This is a genomic window from Salegentibacter echinorum (assembly GCF_900129445.1).
Taxonomy (GTDB): domain Bacteria; phylum Bacteroidota; class Bacteroidia; order Flavobacteriales; family Flavobacteriaceae; genus Salegentibacter; species Salegentibacter echinorum.
Genome location: NZ_FQVT01000003.1, coordinates 17167 through 36393 on the forward strand (window position 1 = coordinate 17167; position 19227 = coordinate 36393).

A 19227-nucleotide genomic window follows, 5' to 3' on the forward strand; every position below is an offset into this window, starting at 1 on the left:
CAAATATCTAACATATGAAATTGAGGCTAAATCCCGCATATCTTCAGAAGGAAAGTAAATTTGAAAAATTACTTTTGGACTTTCAGGATTCGGGAAAAGAGTTTGGAAATTCCCGGCGCAACGAGTTAAAAACCTTTAACCTCGATGGGGATAAACTGCTTATAAAGTCTTTTAAGGTGCCTAATTTCATCAATAAAATTGCTTATAAATATATAAGAAAATCTAAAGCGAGACGCTCCTTTGAAAATGCCAATTATTTACAAAAGCATGACCTGGGAACCCCAACTCCTATGGCCTACGCCGAGCAAAAAGGTATTCTTTTTGGGAGGAGTTATTATATCTGCGAAAAACTGGATTACGACTTAACCATAAGAGAACTTATTCACGATCCCAATTATCCAGATGGGGAAAACATTTTAAGGGCTTTTACCAGGTTTAGCTTTAACATGCATGAGAATCACGTAAATTTTTTAGACCATTCTCCCGGGAATTCCCTTATTGTTAAAACTAAAGAAGCTTATGAAATCTATTTGGTAGATCTTAACCGTATGGAATTTAAGGAGATGGATTTTGAGGCGCGTATGAAAAATTTTCATCGAATCACGCCTTTAAAAGAAATGGCTGCAATTATTGCCAATGAATATTCGAAATTGATTCCGCAGACAGAGACAGAGGTTTTTGAAAAATTATGGGGATATATTTGTGAATTTCAGGAAAAGGCGGCTAGAAAAAAAGAAATGAAAAAGCGTTTAGGACTTTAATATTATATTTTGTTTAATCTAGGTTTCTACGGCGCAGCCAACGATATAAAAGTTCATTGTACCTCTTGAAACTATCGAGATAACTACGAATGTAGCCAGATTTTCCCTTACTAAAATTCCCTTTCAAAAAATATGATTTCAAAAAAGTGAGGAAAGGTTTACTTAAAAGCGCGGTTAGACTAACGGGTTTTTCAATGTCGTTCTTATAGGCTTCAGCCTTCGCTTCGTTCATTAATTTTTCAGTATAAACATCATAATCTGCGAGATTCTTGTCCTTAATTTTTTGTTTTAAAATAAGCAATCGCACATAGCGGCTTAGTACGCCGTAGCCATTCATTACGGTAGAGGTAAGGCCCGCCACACCATCCAGGAAACCAAGCCTGAATAAATACTCGTTCAAAAACCTATAAAATGGTTTAAACATTAAAGTAAATAAACTTACTTTTTTATTTCGCTTAAATAATTGCTTCGATTGCAAGCGGGAATATTGATTCTTCTTCTGAAAAAAATGCCACAGATTTCTGTAGGTATAATGTAGCATCTTGCCTTTAATCACTCCAATACTGCCATCACAAACAAGCTCTTCATGAACCAGGCCTCTATATTCGCAATGTTTCCTGTTAAAAAGTCTTAGTTTTAATTTATTGCCGTTGCTGCCATAATGAATAAACCGGTTGATAAAATAATTCTTAAACAACATTTTATAAGCCTGGTGCCCCGGGTTCTTAACAGCTGCCAATATTTCATTTTTTAAGGTGTACGTAATAAACTCATCGGCATCGAGCACTAAAATCCAATCGTGTTTTGCTTTTTCTATGGCATAATTCTTTTGGTTGGAGAAATTGTCGAATTTTCGCTGTAGGATATTACAGCCGTGTTTTTGAGCAATAGACACAGTAGCATCAGTGCTATAGGAATCTATAACCAGGATTTCATCGGCAAATTTAGAACAATGAATCGCCTGGGCTACCAGGGTTTCTTCATTATAGGTTGGGATTAAAACTGTAATGGGAGCAGCCATTCTCATGTATAAAGAATTTCAAGTCGTTAAAATTAAGTATTTTTGGCTTAAAACCAATTGATACATGGCTATTGATACTTCTGTTGTTTTGAGCACTTATAACGCTACAGAGTGGTTGGAGAAAGTGCTTTGGAGTTATACCATACAGTCTTACAGGAACTTCGAGATTGTAATTGCAGACGATGGCTCTAAAGAACCGACCAAAAAGCTCATAGAAGATTTTAAAAAACTTACCGAAATTCCTATTCAGCATATTTGGCATCCAGATCGCGGATTTCAGAAATCGGAAATTTTAAATAAAGCAGTAATGGCTTGTAAAAGCGACTATATTATTATGAGCGATGGCGATTGTATAGCCCGGGAAGACTTCGTAGAAATGCACGTTAAATATCGGGAATTCGGCTATTTTTTAAGCGGCGGATATTATAAATTGCCTATGAAGCTTTCTAAAGAGATTTCTAAAGAAGATATCTTAACTGGTAAATGTTTTAACCTTAAATGGCTTAAAGAACGAGGTTTAAAATCGTCTTTTAAAAACAATAAAATTAGTGCAAAGGGTGCAAAGACCAATTTGTTGAATTTCCTTACTCCAACATCGGCCACCTGGAATGGACATAATGCTTCCGGATGGAAAAATGATATTGAAAAAGTAAATGGTTTCGATGAGCGTATGCAATATGGCGGACAGGACCGGGAGTTGGGAGAACGTTTAATGAATTTGGGAATAAAAGGAAAACAGATACGCTACACTGCCATCTGTTTGCACCTGGATCATAAAAGAGGTTATAAAAATGAAGAGTCCATTAATAAAAACAAAGCAATTAGAAAGAAAACTAAAGAAGAAAAATTGACCAGCACCAAGTTTGGGATCAAAAAGAATTCGCCTGCATAAAGGCTTGCAGCTCTTTGATAATATAAGCTGGTTTTAACTCCTGGTACAGGCTTTTACGCTCTAAATAAAGTTGTTTTTTGCTTTTCTCTATAAAAAGCTCTGGTTTAATGTCTTTTAGATGAATTGATTTATTTTGCGGTTCATTCTCAAAAGTACCCCAGGAAGACTTGGGGATAAAAGGAGAAAAAATAGTAAAAGTGGGTTTATTAAAGGCTTTAGCGATATGTACACTTCCACCTTCATTAGCGATTATTGCGTCACAGTGATAAGCTAATTTTATAAAATTACGCAAATCTTCTTCAAATATGTGCGGGTAAATTTTATTTGAAGGAATTACACTTTTTAGGATCTCCTGCACTAATTGACGTTGGGAGGGCAAATAGTTAAAAATAATATTTACATTGTAATTTTTGGTTAAAAAATTAATGACAGCTATCGTATAAGAAACTGGCATGGATTTATTTAGTGTACTTCCCAGAATTCCAAACATGATTGTTTTCCTATTTGGATTCACAGAATTTAAAGATTCTTTACCCGCTTTAATTTCTTCGGAAGTAAGGTATAATTCGGGTTTTACTTCAAAATTAAAATTAGGCGCTAAAACTTTAAGTAGATTTAACCGCTCATCCAAAGCTTTTCCATAAACTGAAAGATCTTTCTTAGAAAATAAAACCTGATGGGTGTAGGCACCGGGAAGCGTATTTTTTTTATAGCTTATTCGTTGTTTTGCACCACTGCATAAACTTAAAAACTGGCTCCCAAGTTTTGCATAGGGATCAATAATTAGATCGAACTTTTGAACTTTTATAGAATAGGCAATTTTTAAAAGACTACCGGGATGCTGTAATTTTTTTTCTTCTATAGCAATCAACTTGTCCACATGAGGGTTGTTTTTAAGCACAGGTGCCGCATGTTTATTACAGAGAAAAAATACAACTGAACTTGGATACAGCTTCTTAAGGTTTTTGGGAATTATTGAAGCCAGTAGTACATCCCCAATCATTTTTTGCTGTATTATGAGTATTTTCATAGGCTTCTCATGGTGGCTCTTAATAAGAGGGGATTATGAATTTGGTATTGGAAGGAACAGGAATCGTTCTTCTCACAGCGAATTTTTGAAACATAATTTTGTGGTTTGTTAGACATCTTGGCCAGAAATCTGCCAGAAAATGTTTTGAGTCTATATTTTGTTAAACTCCTATTTTCAGTTTTTCCAGAGGCTTCAAGTTTTATAAACTTTATTGTAATTTTCACACAATAATTCTTATACTATTTTTTAATATAAGCTTTTGAACAGCTTTCTCAAATTTACATAATTATTATTTAAATAGACTTTTCTGCAGTTCTCTTGAAAATGGAAAGCGGATTTTGAAAAATAGCCGAATTAGTCTTTATCCTTTTAACTTAATCTATGTTAGGACATTAGAAAAAGAAAAAATGAAGGGAGAATTTATGTTCTCCCTTCGATATCTTTCCCCAATATGAATCGAGATACTACAGCGTTATACCGCTACATCATATTCCCTTAAAGCATCGTTTAGCGAGGTCTTTTTATTAGTACTTTCTTTACGTTTACCAATAATTAATGCACAGGGTACATTATATTCGCCGGCTGGAAATTTCTTAGTGTAACTTCCTGGAATCACTACAGATCTGGAAGGTACAATGCCTTTCATTTCTTTGGGTTCATCTCCGGTTACATCTATAATTTTTGTAGAGGCAGTAAGTACTACGTTAGCGCCTAAAACTGCTTCTTTTTCAACTTTTACGCCTTCAACTACAATACTCCTGGAACCCAAAAATGCATTATCTTCAATAATCACGGGAGAAGCCTGTAATGGTTCTAGAACGCCACCAATACCAACACCTCCGCTTAGGTGCACATTTTTACCTATTTGCGCGCAGCTACCAACGGTAGCCCAGGTATCTACCATTGTACCTTCTTCTACATAGGCCCCAATGTTTACGTAACTAGGCATCATGATTACCCCGCTGGATATATAGGCGCCATGTCTTGCAACAGCACTGGGAACCACGCGAATTCCTTTTTCCTTATAACCTTTTTTCAACGGTATTTTATCGTGGTACTCAAAAATACCGGCTTCCAGGGTTTCCATTTGCTGAATGGGGAAATAAAGTACCACCCCTTTTTTAACCCATTCGTTTACCTGCCAGCCGTTTTCGGTAGGCTCTGCCGTCCTTAGTTTTCCCTCGTCCAGAAGAGAAACAACCTCTCTAATGGCTTTGATGGTTTCTGTTTCTTTTAATAAATCCCGGTTTTCCCAGGCTTCATTGATCTTAGCTTCTAAATGGTCCATTACTATCTGTTTTTAGCAAATATAATAGCTTAGCACTACATGGCATCTGTAAATGCCGCTTCTTTTTGAGTGTTGAAATTAGCGGTTTTAAAAAAGTTAAACGCATTTTGAGATATTCATTTTTCTTTTTGCTTTTTGAAGCTGAAATTATAATTTTCTTCTCAGTTTTTAAGAAAATAGCATTCTAACCGGGGAAATTTACTTTTATGGTTTTTCCTGAATTTTAGTGATAAAGCAATATAAATCTTACCTTTGCAAAAATTTTGAACATGGCACGTATTATGGCATTAGATTTTGGTACTAAACGCACCGGAATTGCCATTACAGACGAACTCCAAATGATTGCCTCGGGCCTTACTACCGTGAAAACTGCTGAATTAATGGATTTCTTGAAAAAGTATTTCCATGATGAAAATGTAGAACTCGTGGTAGTGGGAGAGCCGAAGCAAAAAGACGAATCGGCTTCCGAAAGCGAAGTGTATATTAAGGAGTTTTTAAAAGCTTTCGCTAAAAAATTTCCTGAAATGCCGGTGAAAAGAGAAGATGAAAGATTCACCTCCAAAATGGCTTTTCAGTCTATGATAGACAGTGGACTCAAAAAGAAGAAACGCAAAAACAAAGCGCTCGTAGATGAAATTAGCGCTACCCTTATTTTGCAATCTTATTTATATAAGTAAGGTTTTGAATCTATAGTGTAGAATGAATAGTGAATAATGTATAGTGTATAATGAAGATGGTATACTGTAAAATGTTTATTGAAAATTAAATGGTTGTGACTATAATTTTACATTCATTGAACGAAACCAGAAAGTTTATTTTATTGAATTTTTAAATATTCGAAGTATCAATGTTGAAACTTATTTTTTAAAAGTACATTATACAATATTTAAAATACAACATACAATTCAAATAGTCAATTAAATATGATATTACCCATTGTAGCTTACGGGGATCCAGTTTTACGAAAAAAATGTAAAGAGATTCCAGAGGATTATCCAAAATTAGATGAATTAATAGAAAACATGTGGGAAACCATGTACAATGCTTTTGGAGTTGGTCTCGCCGCTCCGCAAGTAGGGCGCCCTATTCGTATGTTTCTTGTTGACTCGAGTCCGTTTGCTGAAGATGAAGAATTAGAATTACAGGAAAGGGAAGAGCTTAAAAAATTAAAGAAGGTTTTTATCAATCCTACAATTGTTGAAGAAGAAGGTGATGAATGGGCTTTTAATGAAGGTTGTTTAAGTATTCCTGAAATTAGGGAAGATGTATTTAGAAAACCCAGCATTACTATAGAATATCAAGATGAGAATTTTGAGCATCACAGAGAGACTTATGCAGGTTTATCTGCCAGGGTGATTCAACATGAATATGACCATATTGAAGGGGTCTTATTTACCGATAAACTTTCCAGTTTAAAAAAGCGTTTGCTTAAAGGAAAACTTGCCGGGATTTCTAAAGGAAAAATTAATATTGAATATAAAATGCGTTTTCCTGATATGAAAAAAGGACGTTAATCACTTTGATATTTAATTCTCACAGTTGATATTTGTCAGCCAAATAAAATAGCGCGGCCAGAACGCAAAAACATTCAGAAAACATATAAAACTTGCAAAGAAGCCTAAAGGAAGATTAGGTTTTTTTTAAACAGGAAAACCTTACTAAGGATTTAAAGAAAAATTATGGGATTAGATAAAATATTGGCAATTTCGGGAAAACCCGGACTTTATGAATTAGCGGCGCAAAGTCGCGGGGGATTTATTGTAAAATCCATTCCAGATGGGAAGAAAATGGCAGTAAATATTCGTCATAACGTAAGTTTATTGAGCGAAATTGCGATCTATACTTATACCGAAGAAGTGCCACTTGCCGAAATATTCGAAAAAATTAAAGAAAAAGAAGATGGCGGCGAAGCCATAAATCATAAATCTTCTAAAGCAGAATTGGAAAAATATTTTGCTGAAATTCTTCCAGATTATGACGAAGACCGGGTTTATGCCAGTGATTTGAAGAAAATATTTCAATGGTATAACTTATTGATAAAAAACGGAATCACAGACTTCGCAATCAATGACGAAGAAAAAGATACTGAAGATAAAACGGGCGAGGAAGAATAGCTTATTTAGACCGCTGCATTAGAAAGAAATAAAAAAAGCCACGAATACTAATAGTGTTCGTGGCTTTTTTTATCGGTAAAATAGGATTATCTAAAATAAACTACCCGTTAGGTAAAATTAATTTTTAATTGAAGATAAGAGTTGTAGTTTAATCAAGTTATTACTGCTGGAATGAGCTGTTCATTTCGACGTAAGAGGAATCTATTTTGTTTTTTTATTCCGTAAGGCTTATGATGAAAGATTCTGTATGACAAACTAAGATATAGCCAAGGGGTTAAATAAACTGCTTTACTTCGGTTTTTAGATAAGCAATAGCGACATCAGTAGGAGATTCTTTCTCTACCAATTTTTTTAAAATTACTTCCCTTAATTTATCGGCAGTATCAATCTCTTCTTGCTGGTTGGTTTTTCTAATGAGTGCTATAGTTGCATTTTTAGATGTTTTTATATAATTCCACGATTCAGGAGAGAGATATATTTGTTGCGCTAAATTATGCTCAAACTCCTGTTCAATAGCATAAATTAAAGCGCGTTCATAAGCTTCCTTATCTTCAGAATTTGGCTTAATCCTAAATAATAGTTTTCCCGGGGAAATACGCTCCAAAAAAAGGGTTAAACGCTCATAGGCCTGCAGCTTCAATGGAAGTGCGGTATTTTGGTTTTCCTTATGTAATAAAAATCGTCTTCGCGCTTCTTCGTTTTTATGAAATGATCTAAAAAAATAAAAAGCAACTCCGCCAACTATTAGTGCCGGCAGAACAGCCAATAAAATTTGTGAAAGCTCTATTTGATTCATTCTTCTTTATTATGCGGCGTGGTTTCTTCGGTTTCCGCCTCTTTAGTGGTGACTTTTGTTCTTTTATAGGCTGCTCCCAAATTGGGATCATCTAATTGTTGTTGCACACCTTCGAAAGGTACTTTTTCTTTATGGTATCCAAAAGTGCCGGCCAGGCTTTTTGCAAGGTTTTTGTCACTAAGATTTATTTCTACATCATCCATAGTGAATTGGCAGGGATGCTCATACCCACAGGCATGAGTCATTTCCAATAATTCTTTCCTAAATTTTGTAAAATAAAAATTAACCCGGCGGGATTTATCCTTTATATTAATACCGGCCTGTAACCATTTGTTTTGAGTAGCAACGCCGGTAGGACAGGTGTTATTGTGACAGGATTGCGCTTGTATGCACCCAATACTCATCATGGCCTCACGGGCAACATTTATACAATCTGCACCAAGGGCAAAGGCCATTGCGGCATTTGCCGGAAAACCAAGTTTTCCACTGGCAACAAAAACAATTCTATTGGTAATGCCTTCCCGCAAAAAGATATCATATACATCGGTAAAAGCGTAGATCCAGGGTTGGGAAACATGGTCTGCAAAACTGGGAGGTGCCGCGCCAGTACCGCCTTCACCACCATCTATAGTTATAAAATCTGGCCCTCTTTCGGTCTTAGACATAATCGAGGCGAGCTCTTTCCATTGGTCTAATTTCCCAACTGCCGATTTGATCCCTACCGGAAGCCCGGTAGCTTCAGCAATATCTTCAATAAAATCTACGAGTTCTTCCATATTATTAAATGCCGAATGACTTGGCGGGGACAACACATCTTTGCCAATAGGTACATGTCTAATTTCCGAGATTTCTTTAGTGATCTTTGAAGCCGGTAGCACCCCGCCTTTTCCTGGCTTAGCTCCCTGGGAAAGTTTTATTTCAATGGCTCTAACCTCAGGATTTTGTTCTACCAGTTCTATTATTTTTTCCATAGAGAAATTACCTTCATCGTCCCTAACTCCAAAATAACCGGTGCCAAAATGAAAGACAACATCTGCACCTTTTCTATGATAGGGTGAAAGTCCGCCTTCTCCAGTGTTGTGATAAGCGCCTGCTTCCTTGCAACCCTCGTTTAGAGATTCTATGGCTTTTGCAGAAAGAGAACCAAAGCTCATGGCCGATACATTAATAATAGAGGCCGGTCTAAAAGGTCTTTTTCTTTTATTAAAAGCTCCCATAGTTTTTGCACAGGCGATAAAGCCCGAATCTGATTGGTTAGGATGGTCTTCTTTCAATTTATAGGGCAGCATGGCATTATTGATGAAGATATAATGGGTTGAAAAAATATCCTGATCGGTACCAAAACCTTCGTAATTGTTTCCATTTTTGGCCGATGCATATATCCACCCTCGTTCACTACGGTTAAAAGGTAATTCTTCACGATTATTGGCTACGATATACTGCCGTAATTCGGGACCAATTCCTTCTAATAAATATCTAAAATGACCTATAATGGGGAAGTTGTGTTTTATAGTGTGCTCGCGATTAAAGAATATGTCTTTAATAGCGATTAAGGCTAAGGCGATAAGGATCCAGCCCCACCAGGGGATAGCACCTAAAAAGTTCCAAATATTTTCCATAGTAGTTTTTTTACTCGATCATTGAGGTTTAAATTCTTGAGATTGACCTCAAAATTATTTTTTCTTTTTTTCATACACAAGCCCAGCTTAAGTTCGCAATTAAACGAAGGTTATTCCGGTCGCTTTATGAGCATACGGATACAAATAAAACTTTTAACCTTTCTAGTTTTAGTCTAAACACGAAACTGGATCGAGAATATAATAATTCTTTGTCGTTATTAAAACAGAAATTATGTTTTATAATTTTAGGCTTGTCTTTCGGTAATTTTAAATATACTTAAAAAGTTTAGCCTTAGTTCTTTATATTCTTGTAAAATTATGGTAAAAATTTTTGGACACTCAAATTGTTAAATTGTTTCGCGTATTATTTCTGAAAACAAGACGTAGCTTATTGTGGAAACTATTAAATTCCTGAAACTCTCCAAACGAAAGCAACCTGAGTAGGTTTGTTTATAAAAAAGGTCTTTGAAGTTTATAATTTGTTTCATTTTGGTTAATTTCACGCACTTAAAAACCTGAAGAGATTGGAAGCTTATTTAGCCGAATTAAATGACGCACAGCGCGCGCCTGTTCTACAAAAAGATGGCGCCATGATTGTAATTGCCGGAGCAGGATCTGGTAAAACCAGGGTGCTTACCTATCGCATTGCCTACCTAATGAGCCAGGGTGTAGATCCTTTTAATATATTATCGCTCACTTTTACCAATAAGGCCGCAAGGGAGATGAAAAGCCGTATTTCAAAAATTGTAGGTAGTAGCGAAGCAAAAAACCTCTGGATGGGGACTTTTCACTCTATTTTTGCTAAAATATTACGTTTTGAAGCCGATAAACTAGGTTATCCTTCAAATTTCACCATTTATGATACGCAGGATTCACAAAGTGTAATCAGGGCGATTATTAAAGATATGCGCCTGGATAAGGATGTGTATAAGTACAAGCAGGTTTATAGTCGTATATCTTCTTTCAAAAACAGTCTAATTACGGTTAAAGCCTATTTTCAAAATCCTGAATTAAAGGAAGCCGACGCGATGTCTAAAAAACCGCGAATGGGAGAAATTTATCAGGAATATGTGGAGCGTTGTTTTAAAGCCGGTGCGATGGATTTTGACGATTTATTGCTTAAAACCAACGAGCTTTTAAATAGGTTTCCAGAAGTGCTTCAGAAATACCAAAATAGGTTTAGGTATATTTTAGTAGATGAGTATCAGGATACAAATCACTCGCAATATTTAATTGTGAGGGCACTTTCAGATAAATTTCAGAATATATGTGTGGTAGGGGACGATGCCCAGAGTATTTACGCCTTCCGCGGTGCAAACATTAATAATATCCTTAATTTCCAAAAAGATTATGACGATGTACAAATGTATCGCCTGGAGCAAAATTATCGCTCTAGTAAGAATATAGTAAATGCGGCCAACTCCATTATCGATAAAAACCAAACCAAATTGGAGAAAGTGGTTTGGACAAATAATGATGATGGCCCCAAAACGGTGGTTAATCGCCTACTTACCGATGGGGAAGAAGGTAGGTTTGTTGCCGGTTCTATTTTTGAAAATAAGATGCAAAATCAATTAAGCAATGGTGATTTTGCGATTTTATACCGAACAAATGCCCAAAGTAGGGCGATGGAGGATGCGCTGCGGAAAAAAGAAATTCCGTATCGAATCTACGGCGGACTTTCATTTTACCAGCGAAAGGAGATTAAAGATGTACTTTCTTATTTGAGATTATTAATTAATCCTAAAGATGAAGAAGCTTTAAAACGAGTAATAAATTATCCTGCCCGAGGGATAGGTCAAACCACTATGGATAAGCTAAGTGTAGCTGCTAATCAATATGGGAAGTCTATTTTTGAGGTGATTGAAAATATTGATCACGTAGATATACGTATTAATAAAAGTACACGAACCAAGCTGGATAATTTCGTGAATATGATAAAAAGTTTCACGATTTTATCTGAAAATGCCGATGCTTATACAGTGGCCGATACTGTAGCTAAGAAGACAGGATTACTTCAGGAATTGAAAAAAGACGGCACTCCGGAAGGGATTGCCAGAATAGAAAATATCGAAGAATTACTCAACGGAATTAAAGATTTTGTTGAAGGCCAAAAAGAACTTGCCGATGCCAACGGGTCCCTCGCTGAATTTTTAGAAGACGTTGCCCTGGCTACAGATATGGATAAGGATACCGGCGATGAAGACAAAGTGGCCTTAATGACCATTCACCTCGCAAAAGGCCTGGAATTCCCTTATGTTTATATTGTGGGGCTGGAAGAAGATCTTTTTCCTTCTGCCATGAGTATGAACACCCGTAGTGAACTGGAAGAAGAAAGACGCTTATTTTACGTGGCCCTAACACGGGCCGAAAAACAGGCTTATTTAACTTATACCCAATCCAGATATCGGTGGGGAAAACTTATAGATGCCGAACCCAGTAGATTTATTGAAGAAATAGACGAGCAGTTTATGGATTATATGGTTCCGCAAGATGATTATAAATACAAACCGCTTATCGACACCGATATTTTTGGTGATGAGGTAGATAAAAGCAAACTACGCCAAACAAAACCTAAGAAAGGCACTCCGCCGCCGGCTCATAAACCCAGTGAAGCACAGCTTAGAAAACTGAGAAAATTAAAACCGGCCGGCCAGGAACCAGAAAAGGCTAAAAATACTATTAAGCTGGAGGTGGGGAATGAGGTAGAACACTTGCGCTTTGGTAAAGGTAAAGTGCTCGCCATAGAAGGTGTTGGTCAAAATAAAAAAGCCGAAATAGATTTCGAAAACGGCGGGATTAAAAACTTACTATTGCGTTTTGCTAAATTAAAAATGCTAAGTTAGGGTATGAGTGTCTCGAACATCATAATAAGTTTACTTTCCCTGTTTAGCATTTTTTTGTTAACGCTTACTTTTTTTATTCCACATGATTCCGAGATCTATCAATTGCTAAGTTATTTTGATTTTATCCTGTGTTTTGTGTTTATATTAGATTTTTTTACCCAGCTCTCAAAAGCAGAGAATAAGTGGAAATATTTCTATACCATAGGTTGGCTAGACTTGCTGTCTTCTATCCCGGTGATATATGAGTTTAGATTTATTAGGATCTTTAGGGTTTTTAGAGTGCTTAGAATTATTAAATCTACCCGCTTGCTTATCGCTTTTATAAAGAGGAATAAGGCTACCTCACTTTATGGATTTATTGTTTTTACGGCTTTTATAACTTTAGTATTCACTACAACGGCAGTTTTATATTTAGAGCAGGATGTTGGGAATATAAAAACTGCCGAAGACGCACTATGGTGGAGTTTTGTGACGATAACTACTGTGGGTTATGGCGATTATTACCCTGTGACGGGTAGCGGTAAGTTGCTGGCTTCCCTGCTTATTTTTTGCGGAATTGCCTCTTTTGGCGCTGTTATTTCTTATGTGAATAGATTGGCGGTTTCTTTTAAAGATAAAGGCTTTTAAATTTTTAGCTGAAAAAAATGCTTATTATTTAAATTAATTCCAGCAACTTTTTCGCATTCATTTCAGGTAAAACCTGGCTGTATCACTCGTTAAACTTCTGTTATTTCTACAGGGTAAAAGCATCTTTATTTTTATCTTCAGAAACAAAAAGATGATAAAAGAAGGGAGCAAAGTAAGCTGGAAATGGGGAAATGGTACAGCAACCGGAAAAGTAAGTTCAACCTACACTAAAGAAGTTACTAAAACAATTGATGGGAGCCAAATCACCCGCAAAGGGGAACAGGGCAACAAAGCATTGTTTATTGAGCAGGAAGACGGGAGTAAAGTTTTAAAACTGGAGAGCGAAGTGAGAAAAGCAGATTAATTTGCATAATTCACTTCAATGATTTGAAGGGGTTCCCGAGGTGTGTTAACCCGGACTTAGTTCTACCCTTTTTTCGAGGATCGAAAATTTAGGTGAAACTTAGTCGCAATAAAGCAGGGAGGTCATTTTAGTGAATATTCCGGGTTAAATTTGTATTTTACAATTTCAGAAAGTTTAAAAGCTCTTTTGTTGCAGCTTGAAATTAGAATTTTACGAACACTAAAAATATAAATATGGCCGAATTACTTAAAATTTACGATGAAAATCCGAGTCAAAAGCACATTAATAAAGTGGTGGAAACAATGCGCAACGGCGGATTGGTAATTTATCCCACAGATACTGTTTATGGCTTAGGTTGCGATATTACCAATACTTCAGCTTTAGAAAAAATAGCGCAAATAAAAGGAGTGAAATTAGAAAAAGCCAATTTTTCGTTTATTTGTGAAGACCTAAGCAATCTTTCAGATTATGTAAAGCAAATTGATTCTGCCACCTTTAAAATTTTAAAACGCAACCTGCCGGGACCTTATACCTTTATTCTTCCTGGGAATAATAATTTGCCCAATGTTTTTAAAAAGAAAAAAACGGTGGGAATAAGGGTGCCAGATAATAATATATGCAGAAGTATTGTTTCAAATTTGGGTAATCCTATTGTTTCAACTTCTATTTATGACGATGATGAGGTAATAGAATACACTACAGACCCTGAACTTATTAAAGAAAAGTGGGATAATCTGGTGGATATCGTGATAGACGGTGGATATGGCGACAATTCACCTTCTACAGTTATCGACTTAACCAAAGCAGAACCCGAAGTAATAAGAGAAGGAAAAGGTAGTATTGAAATTATGTAATTATACTTAAATTATTAAAGATTTAGACCTCACAGTTTTTAAAATTGTGAGGGCTTCTTGTTTTAATATTTATGAAATTTTGATAAAGCCATTATAAAACAATAAAATCTATAAATCCACAATTGTTATTTGCCTGCCAAGAATTTATTATAAGTCGTTAAAAGCCTGCTAAATACAGGCTTTTCTTTTGTGTTTGCCTGTGTAATTTCTAACTTAATAAAAAAATCACGATGAATTATATAGAGACAACAAAAGAAGAGAAAGGGAAAAAAATAAAATTATTCTATGAAGATTATGGCGAAGGGCAGCCGGTAATACTTATTCATGGTTGGCCATTAAGTCATAAAATGTGGGAATATCAGGTTGAGAAAATTGTAGATGCGGGGTTTAGATGTATCACTTATGACCGTCGAGGATTTGGCGCCAGTGATAAACCCTGGGAAGGTTATAATTATGACGCTTTGGCTTCAGATTTAAATGATGTTATTAATACCCTGGATCTTTCTAACGTAACTATCGTTGGATTTTCTATGGGTGGTGGTGAAGTAGCCCGCTACATTGGAGACTATGGAACCAAAAAGTTAAGTAAAGCAGCATTAATTTCAGCAGTTCCTCCTTTTATGCTGAAAACAGAAAACAATCCAGATGGTCTTGATAAAGATGTTTTCGAAGGGTTTAAGAAAAAAATTAGAAAAGACAGAGCTGGTTTTTTAAAAGGATTCGGCGATAATTTTTACAATTATGATAAAAATAAAGACCGAATAAGTGATGCGCAAAAGCATTTAGATTGGAGTATCGCCTGTTCAGCTTCGGCAAAAGCTACTATAGACTGCGTAGATGCCTTTGGACTTACCGATTTTAGGGAAGACCTAAAAAAGTTTGATGTACCCACCCTGGTGGTACACGGTGATGCCGATGAGGTTGTACCCATGAATATTTCCGGCAGGAAAAGTAAAGAGCTAATAGAAAATGCTACTTTTAAAGTTATTGAAGGCGCACCTCACGGTTTAATTGTTACCCATAAAGATCAACTAAATGATATTTTGTTGCAATTTTTAAAGAAATAGTTCTTTAAAAATAAATAGAAACACTATTGTCCGGTAAAGAAACAAGATCGCTTCGCTGCAAGAAAAAAGAGAAAAGACTAAACTTTAACTAACTGAGCATCCTGCTTTTTCATAGGTAATATTCTACAATTAAATGTTCTTCGTGAAGATTTCACATAGCATGGAGGATAATTATGAAATCGCTTTTAGGCCTTGTTATAAAAAAGAACATGCAAAATTGTTATATTTTTATAGGACATCAATAAAATAGAAATAAAAAACCCCGCTTTTGCGGGGTTTTATTATATAAGAGGATTTATCAACTTATTTTGCGTCTTTCATTCCTTCTTCGATCATTCCGTAGAATTGGTCTAATTTTGGAAGCACAACAATTCTTGTTCTTCTGTTTTTAGCACGTCCTTCTGCAGTTTCATTAGTAGCAACTGGTACATAGTAACTTCTACCGGCGGCAGTCATTCTCTTAGGCTCCACACCAAATTCATCCTGTAAGATTCTTACAACAGAAGTGGCACGTTTTACACTAAGGTCCCAATTATCTTGAAACATAGAAGTTTTTATAGATTGAGAATCGGTATGACCTTCAACCATAAACTCGATGTCTGGCTTGTTTTTAACTACAGTAGCAACTTTACCAAGTACTTCTTTAGCACGGTTAGTTACATTATATCTACCGCTGTCAAATAATAATTTATCTGAAATAGAAACGTAAACTACACCTTTTTCAACATTAATTTCAATATCCTCATCAGACATGTTTCCTAAAGCACCTTTCAAACTGGTTACGAGAGCTAAAGTTACAGAGTCTTTTTTGCTAATAGCATCACGCATAGATTGTATAGCAAGGTCTTTCTCTTTAATGCTTTCTAAAGAACGTTCCAGGTTTTGGGCTTCCTTTTTAGAAAGCGTAGCCAGGTCACCAACATTGTTAAGCAACGCCGCATTGGTATTGTTAAGTCTGGTAATTTGTTGATTTAAATTTTGTTTGTCTTCTAAACAGGCGTTTAATTTCACAGTAGCAGTGTTTAGCTCATCCTGTGTTTGTTGTTGTTTCTTTTCTAACTCTGCGTATTTCTTGTTAGATACGCAAGAGGAGAACAAAAGAACGGCAGTTGCCGACAAAAGCATAATTCGTTTCATAATCTTGTTATTAATATTAATGTTAGATAATCCAAAAGTATCAAAAAAATATAAGCTTAAAAAGTAAGCTTATATAATAGTTTAAAACCTTTATTTTAGTTTAGAAAATTTCTTGATGTTCAAGCAAAAATAAGACCAAATTATTGATTTTGTTAGGAAATAAGCTTTATTTTTTTTTAGCCCTTTTCGCTTCCCATTTATTTTTCTAATATTACCATAAAACGCCGAGTGTGCCTGTAAAATTGCATAGAAATGAGAAAATTTTCCCTCGGTTAAAAATTTTAATCCGGCGACTCCATCCAAAATCATTCTTGCAAAGATGATATAATAAACATTGGGAGTCGGGACATTTTTAAGAAGCGTGTAGAGACTGTTTCTAAAATTGAAAAATGTTTTCCTGGGGTTCATACTGTCTAAAGTGGCGCCTCCAACATGAAAAACCCTGGAATTTGCACAAAATTTCACCTGGTATCCCAAATTATGAATTCGCCAGCAAAGATCAATCTCTTCCTGGTGAGCAAAAAAATCTTCATCCAAAAGCCCCGCTTCTTTAAAAACCTCATTTCTAATCGCCAGGCAAGCTCCACTAGCCCAAAAAATCGCAGCATCATCATTGTATTGCCCAAAATCTTCTTCTAAAGTGTCAAAAATTCTTCCGCGGCAAAAAGGATATCCATATTTATCGACATAACCCCCGGCGGCACCGGCATATTCAAAATAATCCTTTCTTTTGTAATCGAGGATTTTTGGTTGTACCACGGCAGTATTAGGTTCCTGTCTAAAAATCTCCTGAATGGGGGATAACCAATTTTCGGTAACCTCTACATCACTATTTAAAAGGATAAATATATCCTCACTTAATCCTGAAAGTGCATCGTTATAACCTTTTGCGAATCCGCCGTTTGTTTTATTCTGAATGATTTTCACCTGCGGAAAATCCTTTTTTAGCATAGCGACAGAATCATCGGTAGAGGCATTATCTGCCACGTAAACCCTTGCTTCTGCCGAAAACTGAAGTACCGATGGAAGAAATTGCGATAAAAGTTCGCGTCCGTTCCAATTTAAGATTACTACTGCGGTGGTCATGCCATTAATTGGGATTAAGAAATTTTATAAGCAGGTAGTTCTCTAAGGAATTCATATTTTTCTGCTTTATAATCCAATTTGCAATAATAATGATTTATGCCGTTAGTGAGCATTAAATAATCTGCTTTTAAACTTAGGTTATATCGTGCAACCTGGTCAAAAACCTCCTGGGTAATCTTAATATGTGGCGCTTTACACTCAACGACTACTTTTATTTCACCATTGGGTTTAAAGACTACAGCATCATATCTCTTGGTAAGCTTTCCCAGTTTTAATTGCTTTTCAACATTAATATGGTTCTTCGGATAGTTTTTGTCTAAAATTAGGAATTGAACTACATGCTGTCTTACCCATTCTTCGGGGGTTAGAACAACAAACTTTTTCCGAAGTTCATCAAAAACAGCTATTTTATTTTCACTATTTTTGAACCGAAACGAATATTTGGGAAAATTAAGCGCTACCATAGAATTATTGCTGAGATTCAAAATTTAACTAGCTTGGGGCAAGCCCAAGTGGTGCATAATAAGAAAATTATTTTGATTTCGAGGCATCATGATAGCTATTGGTACAGAGTATTTAATCTCGATTATCGAGTAAAAGAAATTTAGAGCGGGTAGAACTTTTACTTAATTAAAAATAGAAGTTATAGAAATAGCTGATAAATGGAAGAGGCAAAAGCAATAGTAAATAATATTCAAAACGGTAGTATCTACCCCCTTTATTTTTTGATGGGAGAGGAACCTTACTATATAGACAGGATTTCCGATTTTATTTCAGAAAATGTGCTGGCCGAAGAAGAAAAAGGCTTTAACCAAATTGTGATGTACGGTCGTGATACCAGTATAGATGAGATTGTGAGTAATGCCAAGCGCTATCCTATGATGGCAGAGCGGCAGGTAATTATTGTAAAAGAAGCGCAGGATTTATCGCGAACTATAGAAAAACTGGTGAGTTATGCTGAGAATATGCAACCTACCACCACCCTGGTTTTTTGCTATAAATACAAAACCCTGGATAAACGTAAAAAGCTCTCGAAGCTACTTAAGAAAAACGGTATTTTATTTGAAAGTAAACGCCTATACGAGAACCAGGTAGCAGATTGGATTATGACCACCATGAAATCGCGTAATTATACCATATCGCCTAAAGCCGCGCAAATGTTGGTGGAATTTTTGGGGATAGACCTGGGGAAAATAGATAACGAGTTAACTAAATTGCAGTTAATAAGCCCTGAAGGTACTCAAATTACCCCAGAGCTTATTGAAGAAAATATAGGAATAAGTAAAGACTTTAATAATTTTGAGTTAAGAAAGGCTATTGGCTTACGAGAGTCTTTTAAAGCGCATCGCATCATCAATTATTTTGCGCAAAACCCTAAAGACAACCCAATGGTGGTTACCATATCACTTTTGTTCTCTTATTTTTCACAAATTATGCAATACCATGGGCTTGCCGATAAATCTAAAGCCAATGTCGCGAAAAAATTACGTGTGCATCCTTATTTTGTAAATGACTATGTAGTAGCAGCTCGTAATTTTCCCATGAAAAAAGTAAGTGAAGTGATTAGCCTGTTGCACGAAGCCGATGTTAAAGGAAAAGGAGTAGGGGCTAATGTATCTCAGGGGGATTTGTTGAAGGAATTGATCGTGAAAATATTGAATTAATAATATAGACATAGGAAAAAAGAATATAGAGAATAGAACAGAGAAGGCTTCTTATGATTAT

19 protein-coding genes are annotated in these 19227 nt (G+C 35.7%); 11 read left to right on the plus strand and 8 right to left on the minus strand.

Annotated elements, in window-relative coordinates:
• Positions 1-14: 14 nt before the first annotated feature.
• The gene (locus BUA71_RS06120; RefSeq protein ID WP_072877786.1) at positions 15-761 is read left to right on the plus strand and encodes a lipopolysaccharide kinase InaA family protein; all 747 of its coding nucleotides are present in this window, start codon (positions 15-17) and stop codon (positions 759-761) included.
• A 13-nt stretch (positions 762-774) separates the two neighbouring features.
• Here BUA71_RS06120 and BUA71_RS06125 read toward each other — a convergent pair whose 3' ends face one another.
• Positions 775-1788, minus strand: coding sequence for a glycosyltransferase family 2 protein (locus BUA71_RS06125; RefSeq protein WP_072877788.1), 1014 nt, complete (start codon positions 1786-1788; stop codon positions 775-777).
• Positions 1789-1846: 58 nt separating this feature from the next.
• Between BUA71_RS06125 and BUA71_RS06130 the strand changes: the two genes are divergently transcribed.
• The gene (locus tag BUA71_RS06130; protein WP_072877790.1) at positions 1847-2674 is read left to right on the plus strand and encodes a glycosyltransferase family 2 protein; all 828 of its coding nucleotides are present in this window, start codon (positions 1847-1849) and stop codon (positions 2672-2674) included.
• Here BUA71_RS06130 and BUA71_RS06135 read toward each other — a convergent pair.
• Together BUA71_RS06135 and BUA71_RS06145 are read right to left on the minus strand one after the other, a co-directional pair.
• The gene (locus BUA71_RS06135) at positions 2652-3704 is read right to left on the minus strand and encodes a glycosyltransferase family 9 protein (protein ID WP_072877792.1); all 1053 of its coding nucleotides are present in this window, start codon (positions 3702-3704) and stop codon (positions 2652-2654) included. The two genes, BUA71_RS06130 and BUA71_RS06135, sit on opposite strands and share 23 nt — an antisense overlap.
• Positions 3705-4176: 472 nt before the next feature.
• The gene (locus BUA71_RS06145) at positions 4177-4992 is read right to left on the minus strand and encodes a 2,3,4,5-tetrahydropyridine-2,6-dicarboxylate N-succinyltransferase (protein WP_072877795.1); all 816 of its coding nucleotides are present in this window, start codon (positions 4990-4992) and stop codon (positions 4177-4179) included.
• A gap of 269 nt (positions 4993-5261) precedes the next feature.
• Between BUA71_RS06145 and ruvX the strand changes: the two genes are divergently transcribed.
• The 3 genes from ruvX to BUA71_RS06160 all read left to right on the plus strand — a co-directional run bounded on the left by ruvX (position 5262) and on the right by BUA71_RS06160 (position 7106).
• A complete protein-coding gene (gene ruvX / locus BUA71_RS06150) occupies positions 5262-5669 on the plus strand; it encodes a Holliday junction resolvase RuvX (RefSeq protein ID WP_072877797.1) in 408 nt (135 codons plus the stop codon).
• A gap of 246 nt (positions 5670-5915) precedes the next feature.
• Positions 5916-6506 carry a peptide deformylase gene (def, locus tag BUA71_RS06155; protein WP_072877799.1) on the plus strand — a complete coding sequence of 197 codons (591 nt, stop codon included), beginning with the start codon at positions 5916-5918 and terminating at the stop codon, positions 6504-6506.
• Between the two features lie 165 nt (positions 6507-6671).
• On the plus strand, positions 6672-7106 hold the full coding sequence (locus tag BUA71_RS06160) for a DUF5606 family protein (protein ID WP_072877801.1): 435 nt from the start codon (positions 6672-6674) through the stop codon (positions 7104-7106).
• Between the two features lie 274 nt (positions 7107-7380).
• Here the strand turns inward: BUA71_RS06160 and BUA71_RS06165 are convergent, their stop codons facing one another.
• Both BUA71_RS06165 and BUA71_RS06170 read right to left on the minus strand, forming a co-directional pair.
• On the minus strand, positions 7381-7902 hold the full coding sequence (locus BUA71_RS06165) for a DUF7935 family protein (RefSeq protein WP_072877803.1): 522 nt from the start codon (positions 7900-7902) through the stop codon (positions 7381-7383).
• Positions 7899-9521 (minus strand): FMN-binding glutamate synthase family protein, encoded by a 1623-nt coding sequence (locus tag BUA71_RS06170; protein ID WP_072877805.1) that lies wholly within the window; start codon positions 9519-9521, stop codon positions 7899-7901. Before BUA71_RS06170 ends, BUA71_RS06165 begins: the two co-directional genes overlap by 4 nt.
• Positions 9522-10045: 524 nt before the next feature.
• On the opposite strand from BUA71_RS06170, the gene BUA71_RS06175 reads away from it, so the two are divergent.
• The 5 genes from BUA71_RS06175 (at position 10046) to BUA71_RS06195 (ending at position 15279) form a co-directional block, all read left to right on the plus strand.
• Positions 10046-12367, plus strand: a complete 2322-nt coding sequence (locus BUA71_RS06175; RefSeq protein WP_072877807.1) for an ATP-dependent helicase — start codon at positions 10046-10048, stop codon at positions 12365-12367.
• 3 nt (positions 12368-12370) lie between these two features.
• The gene (locus BUA71_RS06180; protein WP_072877809.1) at positions 12371-12994 is read left to right on the plus strand and encodes a potassium channel family protein; all 624 of its coding nucleotides are present in this window, start codon (positions 12371-12373) and stop codon (positions 12992-12994) included.
• Between the two features lie 151 nt (positions 12995-13145).
• A complete protein-coding gene (locus BUA71_RS06185) occupies positions 13146-13358 on the plus strand; it encodes a hypervirulence associated TUDOR domain-containing protein (protein ID WP_072877811.1) in 213 nt (70 codons plus the stop codon).
• Positions 13359-13591: 233 nt separating this feature from the next.
• The gene (locus BUA71_RS06190) at positions 13592-14212 is read left to right on the plus strand and encodes an L-threonylcarbamoyladenylate synthase (RefSeq protein ID WP_072877813.1); all 621 of its coding nucleotides are present in this window, start codon (positions 13592-13594) and stop codon (positions 14210-14212) included.
• 230 nt (positions 14213-14442) lie between these two features.
• Positions 14443-15279 (plus strand): alpha/beta fold hydrolase, encoded by an 837-nt coding sequence (locus tag BUA71_RS06195; protein WP_072877815.1) that lies wholly within the window; start codon positions 14443-14445, stop codon positions 15277-15279.
• 303 nt (positions 15280-15582) lie between these two features.
• Here the strand turns inward: BUA71_RS06195 and BUA71_RS06200 are convergent, their stop codons facing one another.
• From BUA71_RS06200 to BUA71_RS06210, 3 genes are all read right to left on the minus strand, one after another.
• Positions 15583-16416, minus strand: coding sequence for an OmpA/MotB family protein (locus BUA71_RS06200; protein ID WP_072877817.1), 834 nt, complete (start codon positions 16414-16416; stop codon positions 15583-15585).
• Between the two features lie 90 nt (positions 16417-16506).
• The gene (locus tag BUA71_RS06205; RefSeq protein ID WP_072877819.1) at positions 16507-17502 is read right to left on the minus strand and encodes a glycosyltransferase family 2 protein; all 996 of its coding nucleotides are present in this window, start codon (positions 17500-17502) and stop codon (positions 16507-16509) included.
• A gap of 14 nt (positions 17503-17516) precedes the next feature.
• Entirely contained in the window at positions 17517-17966 is a 450-nt protein-coding gene (locus BUA71_RS06210; RefSeq protein ID WP_072877821.1) for a type I restriction enzyme HsdR N-terminal domain-containing protein, read from the minus strand.
• 198 nt (positions 17967-18164) lie between these two features.
• Between BUA71_RS06210 and holA the strand changes: the two genes are divergently transcribed.
• Entirely contained in the window at positions 18165-19166 is a 1002-nt protein-coding gene (holA, locus tag BUA71_RS06215; RefSeq protein ID WP_072877823.1) for a DNA polymerase III subunit delta, read from the plus strand.
• The last annotated feature ends 61 nt before the right edge of the window (positions 19167-19227 follow it).